Origin of the sequence: Gardnerella sp. 26-12, from assembly GCF_001660745.1 — a bacterium.
In the GTDB taxonomy this organism is placed as follows: Bacteria; Actinomycetota; Actinomycetes; order Actinomycetales; family Bifidobacteriaceae; genus Bifidobacterium; species Bifidobacterium swidsinskii.
This window is the reverse complement of the sequence record NZ_LWSR01000024.1, coordinates 1-16293: the sequence shown is the minus strand read 5'-3', so window position 1 is coordinate 16293 and position 16293 is coordinate 1. Positions and strand designations below refer to the sequence as shown.

Annotated in this window: 11 protein-coding genes; 8 read left to right on the top strand and 3 right to left on the bottom strand. The window is 39.9% G+C overall.

What is annotated here, in order from left to right:
- Nucleotides 1-58: 58 nt before the first annotated feature.
- Nucleotides 59-2449 carry a Stk1 family PASTA domain-containing Ser/Thr kinase gene (locus A5295_RS02395; RefSeq protein WP_064621597.1) on the bottom strand — a complete coding sequence of 797 codons (2391 nt, stop codon included), beginning with the start codon at nucleotides 2447-2449 and terminating at the stop codon, nucleotides 59-61.
- 97 nt (nucleotides 2450-2546) lie between these two features.
- A complete protein-coding gene (locus tag A5295_RS02390; RefSeq protein WP_004111463.1) occupies nucleotides 2547-3653 on the bottom strand; it encodes a polyprenyl synthetase family protein in 1107 nt (368 codons plus the stop codon).
- A gap of 194 nt (nucleotides 3654-3847) precedes the next feature.
- Between A5295_RS02390 and A5295_RS02385 the strand changes: the two genes are divergently transcribed.
- The 8 genes from A5295_RS02385 to A5295_RS02350 all read left to right on the top strand — a co-directional run bounded on the left by A5295_RS02385 (nucleotide 3848) and on the right by A5295_RS02350 (nucleotide 13485).
- The gene (locus A5295_RS02385) at nucleotides 3848-4714 is read left to right on the top strand and encodes a hypothetical protein (RefSeq protein ID WP_012914115.1); all 867 of its coding nucleotides are present in this window, start codon (nucleotides 3848-3850) and stop codon (nucleotides 4712-4714) included.
- Nucleotides 4715-4843: 129 nt separating this feature from the next.
- Nucleotides 4844-6313 (top strand): RNA polymerase sigma factor, encoded by a 1470-nt coding sequence (locus A5295_RS02380; protein ID WP_012914116.1) that lies wholly within the window; start codon nucleotides 4844-4846, stop codon nucleotides 6311-6313.
- Between the two features lie 106 nt (nucleotides 6314-6419).
- The gene (locus A5295_RS02375) at nucleotides 6420-8786 is read left to right on the top strand and encodes a type IIA DNA topoisomerase subunit B (RefSeq protein ID WP_064621596.1); all 2367 of its coding nucleotides are present in this window, start codon (nucleotides 6420-6422) and stop codon (nucleotides 8784-8786) included.
- A 116-nt stretch (nucleotides 8787-8902) separates the two neighbouring features.
- Nucleotides 8903-10084, top strand: a complete 1182-nt coding sequence (locus A5295_RS02370) for a sugar MFS transporter (protein WP_012914118.1) — start codon at nucleotides 8903-8905, stop codon at nucleotides 10082-10084.
- Nucleotides 10085-10234: 150 nt separating this feature from the next.
- Nucleotides 10235-10477: a DUF3791 domain-containing protein gene (locus A5295_RS02365; RefSeq protein ID WP_012914119.1), complete on the top strand. Its 243-nt coding sequence runs from the start codon at nucleotides 10235-10237 to the stop codon at nucleotides 10475-10477.
- A gap of 20 nt (nucleotides 10478-10497) precedes the next feature.
- Complete coding sequence (locus A5295_RS02360; RefSeq protein ID WP_231875274.1) at nucleotides 10498-10968, top strand: DUF3990 domain-containing protein; 471 nt, start codon at nucleotides 10498-10500, stop codon at nucleotides 10966-10968.
- Between the two features lie 6 nt (nucleotides 10969-10974).
- The gene (locus tag A5295_RS02355; protein ID WP_004111475.1) at nucleotides 10975-11202 is read left to right on the top strand and encodes a DUF3791 domain-containing protein; all 228 of its coding nucleotides are present in this window, start codon (nucleotides 10975-10977) and stop codon (nucleotides 11200-11202) included.
- A gap of 120 nt (nucleotides 11203-11322) precedes the next feature.
- Nucleotides 11323-13485: an InlB B-repeat-containing protein gene (locus A5295_RS02350; RefSeq protein WP_064621595.1), complete on the top strand. Its 2163-nt coding sequence runs from the start codon at nucleotides 11323-11325 to the stop codon at nucleotides 13483-13485.
- A 36-nt stretch (nucleotides 13486-13521) separates the two neighbouring features.
- On the opposite strand, the gene A5295_RS02345 is transcribed toward A5295_RS02350, so the two are convergent.
- Complete coding sequence (locus A5295_RS02345) at nucleotides 13522-16185, bottom strand: DNA topoisomerase (ATP-hydrolyzing) subunit A (protein ID WP_064621594.1); 2664 nt, start codon at nucleotides 16183-16185, stop codon at nucleotides 13522-13524.
- Nucleotides 16186-16293: the final 108 nt, after the last annotated feature.

Below are 16293 nucleotides of genomic sequence, written 5' to 3'. Positions count from 1 at the left end.
ATATTTAAGCGGCGAAAGTTATTTAGCTTCCGCCGCTTTTATAATACTTAAAACACGCTTATATTACTGTAAGAGTGATAATAGAAGGATTTCCATTAGAATCCTTCAATGGTACTTCACTTCCAGCTCCAGGGGATTGGAAGCGCACTACGTGCATTAAATCACCAAGTGGAGCAGAAATACGAACTTTCAGTCCTAGATTTTCAATAATCCTTTTAGCTTCATCACTGTTCTTTCCGCAAACGTTTGGCAATGTAACAGTTTTTGGACCTTTAGAAACAACAACTTTAACACTATCGCCCCAATGTAAGTCAGAACCAGCTTCAACGGAAGCGCGGATAATCTTACCCTTTGCTACAGTATCGCTATTTTCTTCTTCGTACTTTACATCCAGCTTAGCGTCAGTTAAAGCTGAGTCAGCTTCACTCTTTGTTTTCCCAACAATATCTGGCATTTGCACAGGCTTAGGTCCCTTGGAAAGTAAAACACTTACTTCTTCGTTATGGTTCATGCGTGTGCCAGGTTTAGGGTTAATATCAATTAAGCTGCCAGCTGGTATGTCTATAGAATACGTGTCTCCTGACTTATCGTGAACAATGTTAGTAAATCCTGCTTTACGCAATGTTTTCAAAGGATTTTTGCCATTGTAAGTCTTTGGATCTGTAATATCGTCCGGGATTGTAGCCTTACGAATTCCACGCGAAATCACAACATTAAGAGTGCTATTATTGTGCTTTTGAATATGGCTGCCGACGACATCAGGATTTGTTGAAACTACTTTTCCTTCTGGCACATCGTCACTATAATCTTTTGAAACTTTGTAAGGAATTCCAGCAATTTTAAGCGTGTGCTCATATTGTTGCCAATTGACATCAGTTATTTTGCAAGATGCATAATTTTTGCATTGAAGGTCGTCGGGCTTAGGCAGCGTCCAATAACTGCCAGGACCTAAGAAATACCAAAAACCACCAATAGCAGCAATTGCTAATACTCCAGCTGTGCTTAAACCTGCAATAAGGAAAACACGCTTTTTAGAAGAACGATTAGGCTTGTTTCCTAAGTTTTTTTCCTTATCTGACATGCCAAACGGTTTTGCTGCATTTAAGTTGTTGTTAAAATTGCGAGAGCTAATAGCAATTGTTGGCATATTGCTATCGTCAAATTCTTCTAAAGAATTATCTTGCGAATTGTATGACACATCTTTTGCATTAGCAGCACTCCATTGCATAGCTTGTGTTTTTTGAAGATTATTCGCATCGAAAGCACTGTCGGACTTCGCTAGTGAATTGTCTATTGCTACATTATTGACTTCAGGATTATGTAAATCATTATTTTTGTGTGAATCGAGTTCACTTACAGAATTATTTCTAGGTATTGCAACAGTTTCGTCTGTAGCATTTTGCAATAAAGAGTTGGAATTAGCAGAAAAATTAGAGCCTGAAGTATTTATTGCTCGTGTAGCATCTGAGTCATTATTAGGATTCAATTTGTCCGAATAATTTGCTTCAGGGGAAACAAGCAAATTATTAATAGGAGAAAAGTCTGTTTCTTCTGAAAACTCTTGTGGTTCTTCTGCTTTGTATTGCCAATCTTCAGAGTTTAATTGTGTAGAAAGTGCACGTAATTTTGCTAATGCTTCACTTGCATCTTTAGGTCGTTCGTTCATGTCGCGAGCAGTGAGGTTTGCTATGAATTGTGCAACTTTTTCGCTAATTCCAGGGCAAGCTGTAGCAATTGAAGGAGTGTTTTCATGCACATGCTTGAAAACAAGCGTAACAGGATTATCTGCAGTAAAAGGCACTCTTCCTGCAAGCATTTCCCAAGCCATCATGCCTGCTGAATACAAATCACCTTGAGGAGTTGCAAGATTATGCTCAATAAGTTCAGGAGCAAGATAAGCTGCTGTGCCAAGAAGTAATCCTGTAGAAGATAGTGTTGCTTGCGAAATTGCTCTAGCTAAACCGAAATCAGTAATTTGAACATGACCTCGATCGTTAATTAAAATATTTTCCGGCTTAATATCTCTATGTACAACTCCAGCATTATGTGCAGAAGCGAGACCATCCAAAGTTTCTGCAAGTAGACGCAGCGTATCTCGCGCACTGAATGTGCCTTGCATATTCATTTCATAACGCAAATTAACGCCATGAACATATTCCATTACGAGATAATCGAGCCCGTCATATTCGCCTGTATCATAAACTTGTACAATATGTGGATTTGCAATTGCTGCAGCAGAAGTTGCTTCTCTGCGGAATCTAGCAATAAATTGCTGGCGATGCACCCCTTGAGCAAGTTGAGTGTGCATGATTTTAATTGCTACAGGTCTATCAAGGCGTTCATCTTCTGCTTGATACACAGTAGCCATGCCACCCTGAGCTATTTTGCGCACAATGCGATAGCGATTTTCAATGCGCATACCTGGCTGCGCCTGCGTAGCTTCATCCATTGTCACAATCCTTATACGCGTAAAACCATTTTTACTACTTACGAGTGTACAAGCAAGATAGTAAAGAAAGCTAATTTCGAGCGTTATTTGCTAGATATTATTGTACATTACGCCATGCTTCAGGTATAAATCGTTTGCTAATTTCATGCAAAATAGCTTTTCCACTGTCGCTCAATGTACTTGATTCGATTGCTTGTTGTGAATCATTCCACAGATTCTCAATTCGCTTTTTTGATTTTTCAATAGCACCAGAAGTATGGTAAATCTGTATTATTTTATTTACATCATCTTCGCTTCGAGTACTACTCGTGTAAGCTTTTAATAGTATTTCTCTTTCGTTATCGTTTCCGTATTGCAAAGCATCTGCAAGAAGAACCGCACGCTTACCTTCTCTAATATCACCGCCAATAGGCTTACCTGTAATCTTGCTATCTGAAACAATATCAAGCAAATCATCAGCAATTTGGAAAGCAACACCTAACGAATTGCCAATAGAATTAGCAAGATTGTATGCTTCAGTTGGTTGCATATTTGCTGCAAGAAAGCCGAGAGTTAATGGAGCAACAGTAGTGTAACTGGCTGTTTTCCATCTAAAAACATTCAAAGATGATTCCGCAAGTTGTATTGGATTATCTAGTTGCATCATTTCTATTGACAAATCCAATACTTGACCAATACCAACATTTCTTTGCATAGACGCAAATGCTGCTAACAATTCCTCGCCATAAGTAAAATTCTTCGCACGATTTCTTGCAATATCGAAACTTTCTGTGGCAAGTAGATCTCCCAGCATTAAACCTAAGCCTGTGCCAATATGCTTATTATTGCAAACTTTACTTAATGCACAATACGCACTAGGCTTTCCACGTCTTAAATAAGATTCGTCAATAATATCATCATGAATTAATGCAGCTGTTTGAAATACTTCTAGAGCACAAGCTATGTCAAATACAGACTGTTCATGGATTTTTTGAATATTGGTTTCTTTTGATGCAGCGTAAAATGCTGAAATCGTAAGAAGAGCTCTAAGACGTTTTCCGCCTTCGCTTGAAACAATAGCTTGCTTTATTACTTGCTGTAGTATTTGCGCACATGTGGATGAAAGATTATTTTCTAATCCCGTATTAAATTGCTGAGAAATTAAAAAAGTAATTCTAGATTCAATATCGTTAAGACTGTAATTGTTGCCTATAAATGTGCTCATATTATGAAAGTTATCCACAGGGCTGAACATTACAAAACGCAGTTATTATTATGGTTTAATAAGCTTTTCACCGCGGAAATAGTTTTTTATTGAATGCTGACTCATATCTTGAGAAACTTCAATATATCAAAAATGCTATTGCATAGTTTGATTATCAAAATAAAGAATCATGTAAAAAATGAGGGGGAGTATGCATGGAAATTGTAGAGGATGATTTGAAAACGAAGATATCGCATAATTGTATTGATGACTTTGATATGCAAAGTCTTATGCAAATTTATGGTGAAAGTGCTAATTCTTTTAATGGTTGTTTAGATTTTGCAGGTTCAGAAGATTTTGAAAGTTTTGCTGGAAGAGAAATTTCAGATATTAATGGGACTATATATCCTTCCAAAGAGTGCAGCTTTTTTATGACTTTTTCTAAGGAATATATTTACAACAACTGTAGTGATAGTGCGCAATGGATTAAAGGATTAGAATATTGGGTTCCGGCAGTTTCGGAAGCTTTTATAGAAAATGTTGATCAAAATGGCAAGCAATATGCTATTAGAGATATTGCAAGCAGAGCACTTATGCGATGGTACAACATGTTTGCTTACGATGAAAAAATGTTTGGATATGATTTAGTAAATCTGCCAATAGCAATGTTGCATAATATTAATGTTCGTGATGCAATGCTTATTTCTATTCTGGATGAAAATCAAGAATGGTATGACGAAAAAACTTTGTCGGAATTTGCTTGGTGCCCTCATACACCTGAAGTATCTCGTAATTTGCGGCATTGTTTAGAAGCAAAATTCACTCAAACAAATAATAAGCCTGATATAAAGAGAGCTATTTTCGCGTGCAAAATTTTAAAATCTATGGCTATTATTACTAGAAGCATTCCAAAATTATCTGTGCAAGTTTACGCTTTGTTAGCTTATATCAGCTGGTGGTTTAGGCTCGGAGAAGTAAAATATTATTGTGATTGTGCATTGCGCATTGATCCTGATTGTTCTATGGCAAAAATAGTGTGTGGAGCATTCGAAAATGGTCTTGAGCCAGCATGGATTGAATAATTCGCCACGCCGCAAAAATTAGTTGTGGAATAATCGTCTTGCTTAAATGGTTTACTACTTAAGGTAAAACTTGCCCTTGCATGAACTATGCCTATATGCGTTACAAGGGGATAATACAGGAGGAACAGTTTGACGAGTGAAGTTGGATTAACGGTCGACAGCGACGAAATGCAAGATGATACTAAGCCTGTAAAAACTCGCAAGGCTAGCGTTGCGCGTAAAACCAGTACTCGAACTTCGTCAGCTGATAGCAAGACGCGCAGTTCTCGCTCAAAGAAAACTGAAGACAACAAGATTGATACTGAATCAGTATCGGCTGATGCTGAACATGACGAAACTGAAGATAGCGTAGACATTGAATCTCAAGATCAATTATCTATTGACGATCCTTTAGATGACGATTCACATCTTGATGTTGGTGATGAACATTTGAATCTTGATGATTTGGACGATATTCAGCCAGAAGATATATCTGATGTTGACGATTTAAGCGATATTGACGTTGCAGATGATCTTGATGATGAAGAGTCTGAAGATCTTGATGAAATTGATGATCACGACGAAATTAAGCATGATGCTCCGCAAGTGCCACAAGCAAAAGGCGCATTTGTTGTACGTGATGATGACGATGACGATAATCTAACTCCATCTGGTAATCCTAAGCGTCGTGTAATTGCTACAGGTGCTACTGCGGATCCTGTTAAGGATTATCTAAAGCAGATAGGTAGAGTTAGCTTGCTTAATGCTGAGCAAGAAGTTGATTTGTCAGAGCGTATTGAAGCTGGATTGTATGCTCAGCATTTGCTTGATACTCAAATTGATCAAATGGAGTTTAAGCGTAAACGTGAGCTTAAGTGGGCTGCAGCAGATGGCAAGAAAGCTAAAGATCATCTTCTTGAAGCAAACTTGCGTCTTGTTGTTTCTCTTGCTAAGCGTTATACCGGTCGAGGCATGCTTTTCCTTGATTTAATTCAGGAAGGTAACCTTGGTTTGATTCGTGCAGTTGAAAAGTTCGACTGGAAGAAGGGCTTTAAGTTCTCAACCTACGCAACTTGGTGGATTCGCCAGGCTATTACGCGTGCTATGGCAGATCAGGCTCGTACTATTCGAGTTCCAGTGCATATGGTTGAGGTTATTAATAAGCTTTCTAGGGTTCAGCGTCAAATGCTTCAAGATTTAGGTCGTGAACCTACGCCGGATGAGCTTGCTCGCGAACTAGATATGCCAGTAGAAAAGGTTCAGGAAGTACAAAAATACGGTCGTGAGCCAATTTCTTTGCACACTCCTCTGGGCGAGGACGGCGATTCCGAGTTCGGTGATTTGATTGAAGATACTGACGCAATCGCACCGTCTGATGCTGTTGCGTTCTCGCTCCTTCAAGAACAGTTCAGGCAAGTTTTGGAAACTTTGGCTCCTAGGGAGGCTGGAGTTATTAAGATGCGCTACGGCTTGGAAGATGGTCAGCCAAAAACTTTAGACGATATTGGTCGCGTTTATGGTGTTACTCGTGAACGTATCCGTCAAATTGAGTCTAAAACAATGTCTAAGCTGCGTCATCCTTCTAGATCGCAAACTTTGCGTGACTTCTTAGATCAGTGATTGTGTGAAGTTATATTACAAAGTGTCGTATTGTTGCTTTTGCGATAGTACGACACTTATTGCTTAAAATAATCGGTTGTACGTTTAATAAGTGCAAGGGGTAGAAGTGGTCTCTCATAAAGAGCAGTATGATGCCGACAGTTTGACAGTGCTAGAAGGCTTGGATGCTGTAAGAAAGCGTCCAGGAATGTATATTGGCACTACAGACAGCCAAGGATTAATGCATTGCCTCTGGGAGATTATTGACAATGCGGTTGACGAGGCTTTGGCTGGAGCTTGTGACCATATTGTTGTTACTCTTCACGATGATGGCTCTATTGAAGTCGCAGATAACGGCCGCGGTATTCCAGTAGACGTTGAACCTAAAACAAAGCTCACTGGTGTTGAAGTCGTTTTAACTAAGCTTCACGCTGGAGCAAAGTTTGGTAACGCTTCTTATAATGCTGCAGGCGGTTTGCACGGCGTTGGCTCTTCTGTTGTAAACGCTTTAAGTTTACGTTTGGATGTTGAAGTTGATAGAGACGGTAAAACGCATCATATGGCGTTCCATCAAGGGCATCCTGGTGTTTATAGTGATGCGGATCCGGAGCATCCATCTCCAGCATCTCCGTTTAAGCGCACGCGCAAAAATAAGCCTACTGAGCTTGAAATTATTGGCACTGTTTCGCCAAAAACTACCGGAACTCGTGTACGCTATTGGGCGGATCCAGAAATCTTCAATTCTACTGCTCATTTTAGCTATGAGCAGCTTATTGCTCGCGTGCGTCAAACAAGTTTCCTAGTTCCTGGCTTAAAAATTACTGTTATTGACGAGCATGTTCCTGAAGGTGAATCTGCAAATATTGAAGAAATTGATTCTCCTGAAGATAATGTTGCAGAAAATAATATTCTTGAAAATCAGTCTGATAATAGCGATGACTCTGTGGCTGAATTTGAAGAATTAGAATCTGAAACAACATTAGAAGATGAAGATAAGTCTGAAGATGAGACTGAAAATATAGCGATTGAAAATTCTGAATCTGAAGAATCAACAGCACAATCTATTGCAAATGCTGAGTCTGCTAACTCAATGCAAAATAAGCATCACCCTCGCGTGATTGAGTTTTTGCATAATGGTGGCGTTAAAGATTTCGTTGATTTTCTTTCAAAAGGTGAAGCAGTATCCGATATTTGGCGTATTTCTGGCGAAGATACGTATGTAGAAGAAACGCAAGCCGTTGATTCTGCAGGAGATTTACACGCGCAGCAGGTAACTAGAAAATGCGGTGTTGACATTGCAATGCGCTGGGTAAACGGCTACGATTCAACGATTATTAGTTTCGTAAACGTTGTTGAAACTCCTGGCGGAGGCATGCATGTTGACGGATTTATGCAGGGATTAACTAAGCAGATTCGTAAAGCAGTGGAAGATAATGCTAGAAAGCTTAAAGTAAATCTTAAAGACGCCAACACAAAAATTGAGCGTGACGACATTATGGCAGGATTGGTAGCAGTCGTAACTGTTCGAATTGCTGAACCTCAATTCCAAGGTCAAACTAAGGATGTTCTTGGAACCGCACAAGTTAAGCCAATCGTTACCAAAATGACTGACGCTCAATTTGGCGAAATGATTACCGGTTCTAAGCGAGGTTTTAAAGAGCAGTCTGCTAGAGTTTTGGAAAAAATAGTTTCCGAAATGCATGCGCGTATTCAGGCGCGTAAAACTAAGGAAGTTACGCGCAGAAAGAATGCGCTTGAGTCCGCTTCAATGCCGCCAAAACTTTCCGACTGCCAGCCTGGAAACGACGATGTTGCAGAACTTTTCATCGTCGAGGGCGATTCTGCACTTGGTACTGCAAAAGCTGCTCGAAACTCTGCTTTCCAAGCGCTTCTTCCAATTCGCGGTAAGATTTTGAACGTGCAAAAAGCAAGTCTTGCGCAAATGCTTTCCAATAAAGAGTGCGCTGCAATTATTCAGGTTGTTGGAGCAGGATCTGGCGCAAGTTTCGATATTTCACAAGCACGTTATAACAAGATTGTTATGATGACCGATGCAGATGTTGACGGCGCGCATATTCGTATTTTGCTGCTGACGCTGTTCTACCGTTATATGCGCCCGCTTATTGAGCACGGCCATGTTTATGCTGCAGTGCCACCTCTTCACAGGATTGCGCTCGCTGGAAAGCGCAAGGGCGAGTATATTTACACGTATTCCGACGATGAATTGGCTGGAAAGCTTGATGATTTGCAAGCTAAAGGCATTGATTTTAACAGCGATATTCAGCGTTACAAGGGCTTGGGCGAGATGGATGCAGATCAGCTTGCAGACACAACCATGGATCCTAGAACTCGCATGCTTCGAAGGATTCGTATGGAAGATGCTCAGCAAGCGAGTGAAGTATTTGATTTGCTAATGGGCGATGATGTTCCTCCGCGCAAGCAGTTTATTGTTGATAACGCAGACGACTTCGATCGTTCCAAAATCGATACCTGATATCGGTATGTTGCTCGCGTCGCTTTATGTCGCCTTGTATATTTGTATTCCTTTATATTGCTTTATAAAGTCGCGTTGGCATTACAAATATGAAGTACTAGTGTTGGGGAATTTTTATGATTAACCTTCTTCTTGCTGTTATTTATCTTGCTTTTATAAGCTTGGGTTTGCCGGATGCTCTTCTTGGAGCTGCGTGGCCTACGATGAGTCATGATGTTGGTGCGCAAATTTCTTGGGCTGGTGGAATATCAATGGTTATTTCTGCAGGAACAATTGTTTCTGCGCTGCTATCTAATAGGTTTACGCATAAGTTTGGCCCTGGGAAGGTTACGCTTATTTCAGTTGCTTTAACAGCTTTAGCGTTACTAGGTTTTTCTTTTGCTCCGAATTATCTTGTGCTTATTTTTCTAGCTATACCATACGGTTTAGGTGCTGGAGGAGTGGATGCGGCTCTTAATAATTACGTTGCAATTCACTATGAAAGCTGGCACATGAGCTGGCTTCACTGCATGTGGGGAATTGGTGCTTCCGCAGGTCCTTATGTTATGGGTTTCGCACTTTCTCACGGTCAGCGCTGGCCTGCAGGCTACCAGTATATTGCTGTTATACAAATTGCTCTCACTCTTGTGTTATTCATAAGTTTGCCGCTGTGGAAAAATAATAATAAAAAGGCAGAGACGCATAATCTTACTGAGGTAAAGAAACAATCTTCTGGGATGCTATCTTACGCAGAAGTTTTGCGCATTCCAGGAGCTAAGAATATTCTTATTATGTTCTTTTGCTATTGTGCGTTGGAGCAAACTGCAGGATTGTGGGCTAGTAGTTACATGGTTTTGCATGGAGGAGTTAGCCGCATTGTTGCGGCAGGTTGGGCAAGCTTGTTTTATGTTGGCATTACAGTTGGTCGTTTTGTAAGCGGATTTCTTACTATGCGTTTTAACGATGCAACGATGATTCGTATTGGGCAGTGCGTAATGCTTATGGGCATTCTAGTATTGTTGCTGCCTTTGCCGAATCATATTGAGCTTATTGCAGGATTTGTAATTATTGGACTAGGCTGCGCTCCAGTTTACCCATGCATTATTCATTCCACGCCGCATTATTTTGGTGCAGATAAGTCTCAAGCTATTGTTGGCATGCAAATGGCAAGCGCATATATTGGGTCTATGGTAATGCCTGCGATTTTTGGACTAATTGCGCAGAATGTTTCTATGGTGCTTCTTCCGGCTTATTTGCTTATTCTTCTCGCTGTAATGACTTTTATGCACGTGCGCTTGCTTCGAACTTGCGAAAGTTGAGCGTGAAAGTATTTGTATGCGCGATTGCTTATATTTTTTTGATGTAGACTTGTGTTAGATGTGTTATGTGTGCTAGGTGTGTTAGAACTTGTTGTATACGCATTATCTAGTAGATGTATTTCTAATAATGTTTTTACAAAAGGAGGGGTTATGAATGATATTAAGCAAGAAGTCTTTGACAAAGATAAGCTTGATTTTGCAATATTTTGTATTGAAAATGTTGCTAAGAAGCTTAATCAAAACCCTCGCGATACGTATGATGCTTTGACTAAGAAGAGTAATATTCTTATGTCTTATATTGTTCCATCTTATGACGTTTTGCACACTCAAGGCAAAGAGTATATTACAAACGATATTATTTCCTTCATGCGCGAAAAAGGTGTAAAAGTATGATTGTTTATCACGGTTCTTTTATGCCTGTTGAATTTCCAGATGTATTGCATTCGCGTAAAGATGTTGATTTTGGCGCAGGATTCTACGTTACATCAATACGTAGTCAGGCTGATAATTGGGCGAAGAAATTTATTCGCAAGGACAAAGATGCTTTTGTTTCTTCTTATAATTTTGACAATAATGTTCTTAATGAATTATCTGTTCTTAAGTTTGATTCATATTCTGAAGAATGGCTTAATTTCATACTTAATGCTCGTTCTGGAAATGATACAAGCAGTTTTGATGTAGTAATTGGCGGTGTAGCAAACGATAAGGTTTATAACACACTTGAATTGTTTTTTGATGATTTAATTACTAAGTCTGAAGCTTTAGGCAGACTAAAATATGAAAAACCTAATAATCAAATATGTTTTAGAAGTCAAAAAGCTATTGATTTGTGTCTTACATACATAAAAAGCGAGTGTGTAAATAGTAAGTTTTTAGGGGAGTGATGGATTTTGAAGGCGAATCCTATTTTGTTGCAAAAGAAGTATGCTAGGGTTGTAAGTCTTCTGGCTGAGCGTGCTGGGTTGAGTTATGAGCAGGCGCTTGACGTGTTTTACCATTCTGTTACTTACGATTTGATGCGTAATGGTATTTCGGATATGCATTGTATGAGCGACGGATATTTGGTTCAAGATTTGCTTGATGAGATGCATAATTCTAAAATGTGTGTTAATGCATGACTTTTGTAATAAATTAAACGATTGTGTGATATACCATGCTTGCATTTGTATTTCGACTATAAAGCGTACAATGTGTATACGTTTTTACATTATCTCGTTATCTATTTTTTAAGAGGGTAAATGAATAAGAGAACTGGTCTTATGTTGACTAGCACTATGATGGGTATTGCTACTGCTGCTTGTGCTTTCTGCATGGCGCAAAGTGCGAATGCTGCCGAAACTTCAGCTTCTTCTGGTGTTAATACGACTGTAAATTCTTCTACAAATAATTCTTCTACCACAGCTTCTAATACAGAAACTTCCTCTACAGAAGGTTCTTCTTCCGTAACTTCTTATAACGCAGCTTCTAATACGCCCAATGGGGGGGGGTCTGCTTTAGATAGCACTTCCGCAAAACCTTCTGGAAATACTGTACCTTCCAAGTCTAGCGAAACTGCAAAAACTGCCGAAACCACAAAATCTACTAAATCTTCTAAAGCTTCTGAATCTGTAACTGATGCTGAAAATTCTGAAAATGCTAGACTTACACAAACTCTTATAGATGTAAGCAATACTAATCTTCAAACAAATAATCGTGAAGATAGAAGCGTACACGCATCTGCAGAATCTAAAGCAGCATCAACTGATTCGGGTACTACAGATGATGCATCTTTAACTTGGACGAAGGACGACTTTAACATTTCTGCCGATGGTAAAACTGTTGGTGGCAGGAAAGATGTTTATCATCCTGAAACGAATCAAACAGTAAATGAATATGTGGATGGACTTAGCGCCAAAGGCAAGGAAAAGCTTAAGAAAAATCATCACATAGTTATTCCTGAAGGTATTGAAGTTATTCATGAATGTGCTTTTACTGGAAGTGCAAAGCAGGTTGGGAATAAGCATGAGCACATTGATGGCGAAACTTATATTGAGGGTGTAACTCTTCCGCAGTCTCTTAAAATCATAGAATACGGTGCGTTCGGTTGGAATAAGATTAAAGGAACCGTTGTTATTCCAAAAAATGTGGTTTCAGTAAGCGATGCAGCCTTTGTTGCTAATGAAATTGAAAAAGTTGTGTTTGAAGGCGTGCTTGATGATAAGGGAAAAGAGCACGATACAGATACTAATCCGTATTATCTTGCTGGAGTTGGTAGTGTTGCTTTCCAAGGTAATAAAATTTCTGATATTGTCGTAAAAGGTAATTTAGGACAATATAAGTTTCGCTCAGGGGAAAATGATTCACCGTTTGACAATCAAAATCCTGGACCTTTCACTATTGAAGTGGGAGAGGAATACAAAAGTCCTATCAAAATTACGCAAGAAAGCGCTGGTCATACAATCAGTGTTATGGAGGGTTTTGAGGAGAATGGAAATCCTGTAACGATTGACCTCTCACCATATTTTAAGAAAAATGCTGATGGCAAATATGTAGCTGTAAAAACTGGCACACTTGAAGGTCAGTGCATTTTTTATGACTTTGTTCAGCGTGTGCCTAGGATGATTGGTAGATCGCATTTTACGTACAACATTGTTCCTAAAGCTACGATTTACACAGTTACTTTTGTAAATGGCGCTAATTCTCATTATGCTTCTGTGCAAGTTAAGGAAGGCAAGAGCATAAACGATAAGAGTGTTGATAGTCAGTCGATGCCTAAAGATCCTACGAAGATTGGGTACACTTTTGAAGGGTGGAATGAAGATCAAGACGGTACTGGTGCAGTGTTCCTTGCCAGCACTAGTGTAAACAAAAATTTGAAAGTTTACTCCATTTTTAAGAATTACTTACCAGTTATTACAGTTCAGAATAAGACTATTACTGAGGGTGATTCACTCGATTTGAATAGTCTTGTTGTGTCTGTTAGTGATATTGAGGATAATTCTATAACAACTAAGGTTAGGCGTATTAGTGACGGTGGTTTTAATAACAATGTTCCAGGCGTTTACACTATCACGTTTAGCGTAACGGACAATGGCGGTGCTACTGCAACAGCAGTTGCAACAGTAACTGTTAATAAGAAGCCAACGCCAACTCCTGTTCCAGTTCCTGAGTCGCCGACCCCTGTCGCTCCAGGTCCGATTCTGACACCTTCTGAGTCTGAGACAGAACCTGAGTCCGCTCCAGCTCTTTCGCAACCCGAGCAACCGGAAGCTAAGCGCGTTGTTAAGCATCTTCCTAAAACTGGCTCTTCAGTAGCTATGGTAATAAATTATTTGTTTGCATCTGTGACTGCAGGAATTTTTGCACTTGTAGAAGCTAGAAAATCACTTCGCAGATATTCCAAGCATGCTCGCAAAAACTAGCTTTAAAAAGTGTAAAACTAGCAAGCAAAAACATTACTACCCAATGTGCGCAATTGGGGAAACGAGTTCAGTTCCAGAAGCATCCCTACGCATATCTGGCTTAGGTAACTCAACATTGCTTCCGCCTTCTGTAACGGCTTGCAATGGATAGTATCCAACGTACGCGTGTATCAACGTATCTTGACCTTTAAGGAATCTTTGCGAGCGCACGCCACCAGTTGCGCGACCTTTTGTTGGGTACATGTCAAATGGAGTAATCTTTGCAGAACCGTTTTCGGTTCCAGGAAGAGCTTCACTGTCTCCAGCAACGGTGAATACAACTGTTCCAGAAGCGGAGAATAAACCATTTTCACCTTCTTCGTAATGCCACTCTATTGATTTTTCTGGCACTACTGCGAAGGTTGCAACTTTAGCACCTTCTGCTAAACGAATGCCTGCCATTCCGCCTGCTGTGCGTCCTTGTGGTCTAACTTGTTTAGCGTCAAAGGCAAGTAATGAAGAATCACTACTAATGAACACGAGTCTGTCGTTGTCTTTTGCTGGAGCTGCGGCAATAACGGTGTCGTCGTCTTTTAAGTCAATTATGCTCCATGAATCCATGGTAGTTGGAGCTTCAAAATTCCATCTTTTAACTACACCGTTTCGTGTTCCAATTGCAAGTGGAGTAGCGTTTTGTGAGGCATCAAATGCTATTGCTGAAACTACGCGTTCTCCTCTTACTGGATCCGTGCTTTGCGTGGAAGTTAGCAGTTCTTGTGCTTTTACTCCGTGGTTGAGCAGCGCAGGTTTTCCTTCTTCATAGTTAAGTTGTGGCAAATCTGCAACATGAGCTAGAACTAGTCGACCAGATGAAGTAACAAGAGCACAAGTTGAACGCGTTGTTGTTGCAAACATTGTTTTACAAGGAGTGTTAAATACGTTGTTGTTGTGCGAATTCCAATGTTCTAACACTGCAATGCTTGTTCTGGCAATTAACCCTGAAGTGCTTAATGCTACTGCGCAAGGTTCGTCACTTAATTGCATTGCAACAGAAGATGCGTCAGCTTCTCCAGTTTTACGAGCTGCATTAGCTGCTGCAGCCAAATCTGCTTGAGTTGAAGTAATTTTATTTGCTGATTGAACGGCTTTAATCGCAATATCCTCACTGTTTTTATTTATGCTGGAGGCTACTGGAGTAAAACTACCATCTTCATTTTCGTCAAGCAAAATTGTTCTGCGTGGAGTATCCCATTGTTTAACTGCAGAATCCATATCTGCTATTACGACGTTGTCGAGTTTAGCTTCAGAACTTAATATTTGATTTAGCTCTTCAATTTTTTTGAGCAAATCGTCGCGTTCAGCTTCGAGCTCTATTCGGCTCATTTTAGTAAGTCTGCGAAGACGTAAGTCAAGAATATACTGTGCTTGAATTTCATCAAGATCGAATACTTTAATTAACTTAGTTTTTGCACTATCTGCATCTTCAGATGAACGAATGACCTGAATTACTTCATCAATATCAAGAAGTGCAAGAAGCAAGCCATCAACCAAATGTAAGCGTTCTTGAGCTTTTTTGCGCCTAAATTCGCTGCGTCTGCGTACCACGGTTCTGCGGTGAGAAATCCAAACGTCTAATAGCTCTCGCAAGCCCATTGTGTGAGGTCTACCGTCAACAAGTGCAACATTGTTAATAGTAAAGCTCTCTTGCAAAGGAGTGTGCTTAAAAAGTTGAGCAAGCACAGCGTTAGGATCAAAACCTGTCTTAATCTCAATAACAATACGAGTTCCGTTATGTCGATCTGTTAAATCAATAGCACCTGAAATACCGTCTAATTTTCTTGATTTAACTCCTTGAGAAATTCTTTCCAAAACGCGCTCTGGGCCAACCATAAACGGAAGTTCTGTAACAATAATAGCTTTTTTGCGAGCAGTAATATTTTCGATATGTGTTGTAGATCTTGTAGTGAATGCTCCGCGACCTGTTGCGTAAGCTTCGCGAATGCCACTTCGACCAATGATAATTCCTCCGCTAGGCCAGTCAGGTCCTGGAACTAGTTTCATAAGATCATCTAGGGTTGCATCAGGATGTTTCATAACATATTTTGCTGCAGCAACTACTTCGCCTAGATTATGCGTTGCCATATTTGTTGCCATGCCTACAGCAATTCCAGAAGCGCCATTTACTAAAAGATTTGGAATAGCTGCAGGAAGCACAGTAGGTTCTTTTAGTTTATTGTCGTAATTTGGTACGAAATCAACTGTGTCTTCGTTGATATCCGCGTTCATACCTAGTGATGCAGGAGCTAAACGCGCTTCGGTGTATCGAGAAGCTGCTGGACCGTCGTCAAGAGAGCCAAAATTACCGTGTCCGTCAACAAGCGGCAAGCGTAGGGAAAATGGTTGAGCTAGACGAACCATTGCCTCATAGATTGCAGAATCACCGTGAGGATGAAGTTTACCCATTACTTCACCAACAACACGCGCTGATTTCATATAAGCATGATCAGGACTCAAATTCATATTGCCCATTTGATACACAATGCGTCGCTGCACTGGTTTCATTCCGTCTCGTGCGTCCGGTAAAGCTCGAGCATAAATAACTGAATAAGCATATTCCAAGAAGGATTTGCTCATTTCTTCGTTTAATGGTGTTTCAACAATATGCTCTTTAACTTTTCTTGGGTCGAAAGCTTGCTGTGTTGAGTGATGGCGTGAGGGCATATTTAGAACTCCTTGAATGACATTACGGCTATCAATCTTACCAATTTATATGCACAAACAGCATGTTTTTGCTGAATTTTTCAGCAATTTGACTAGTTATTTATATAA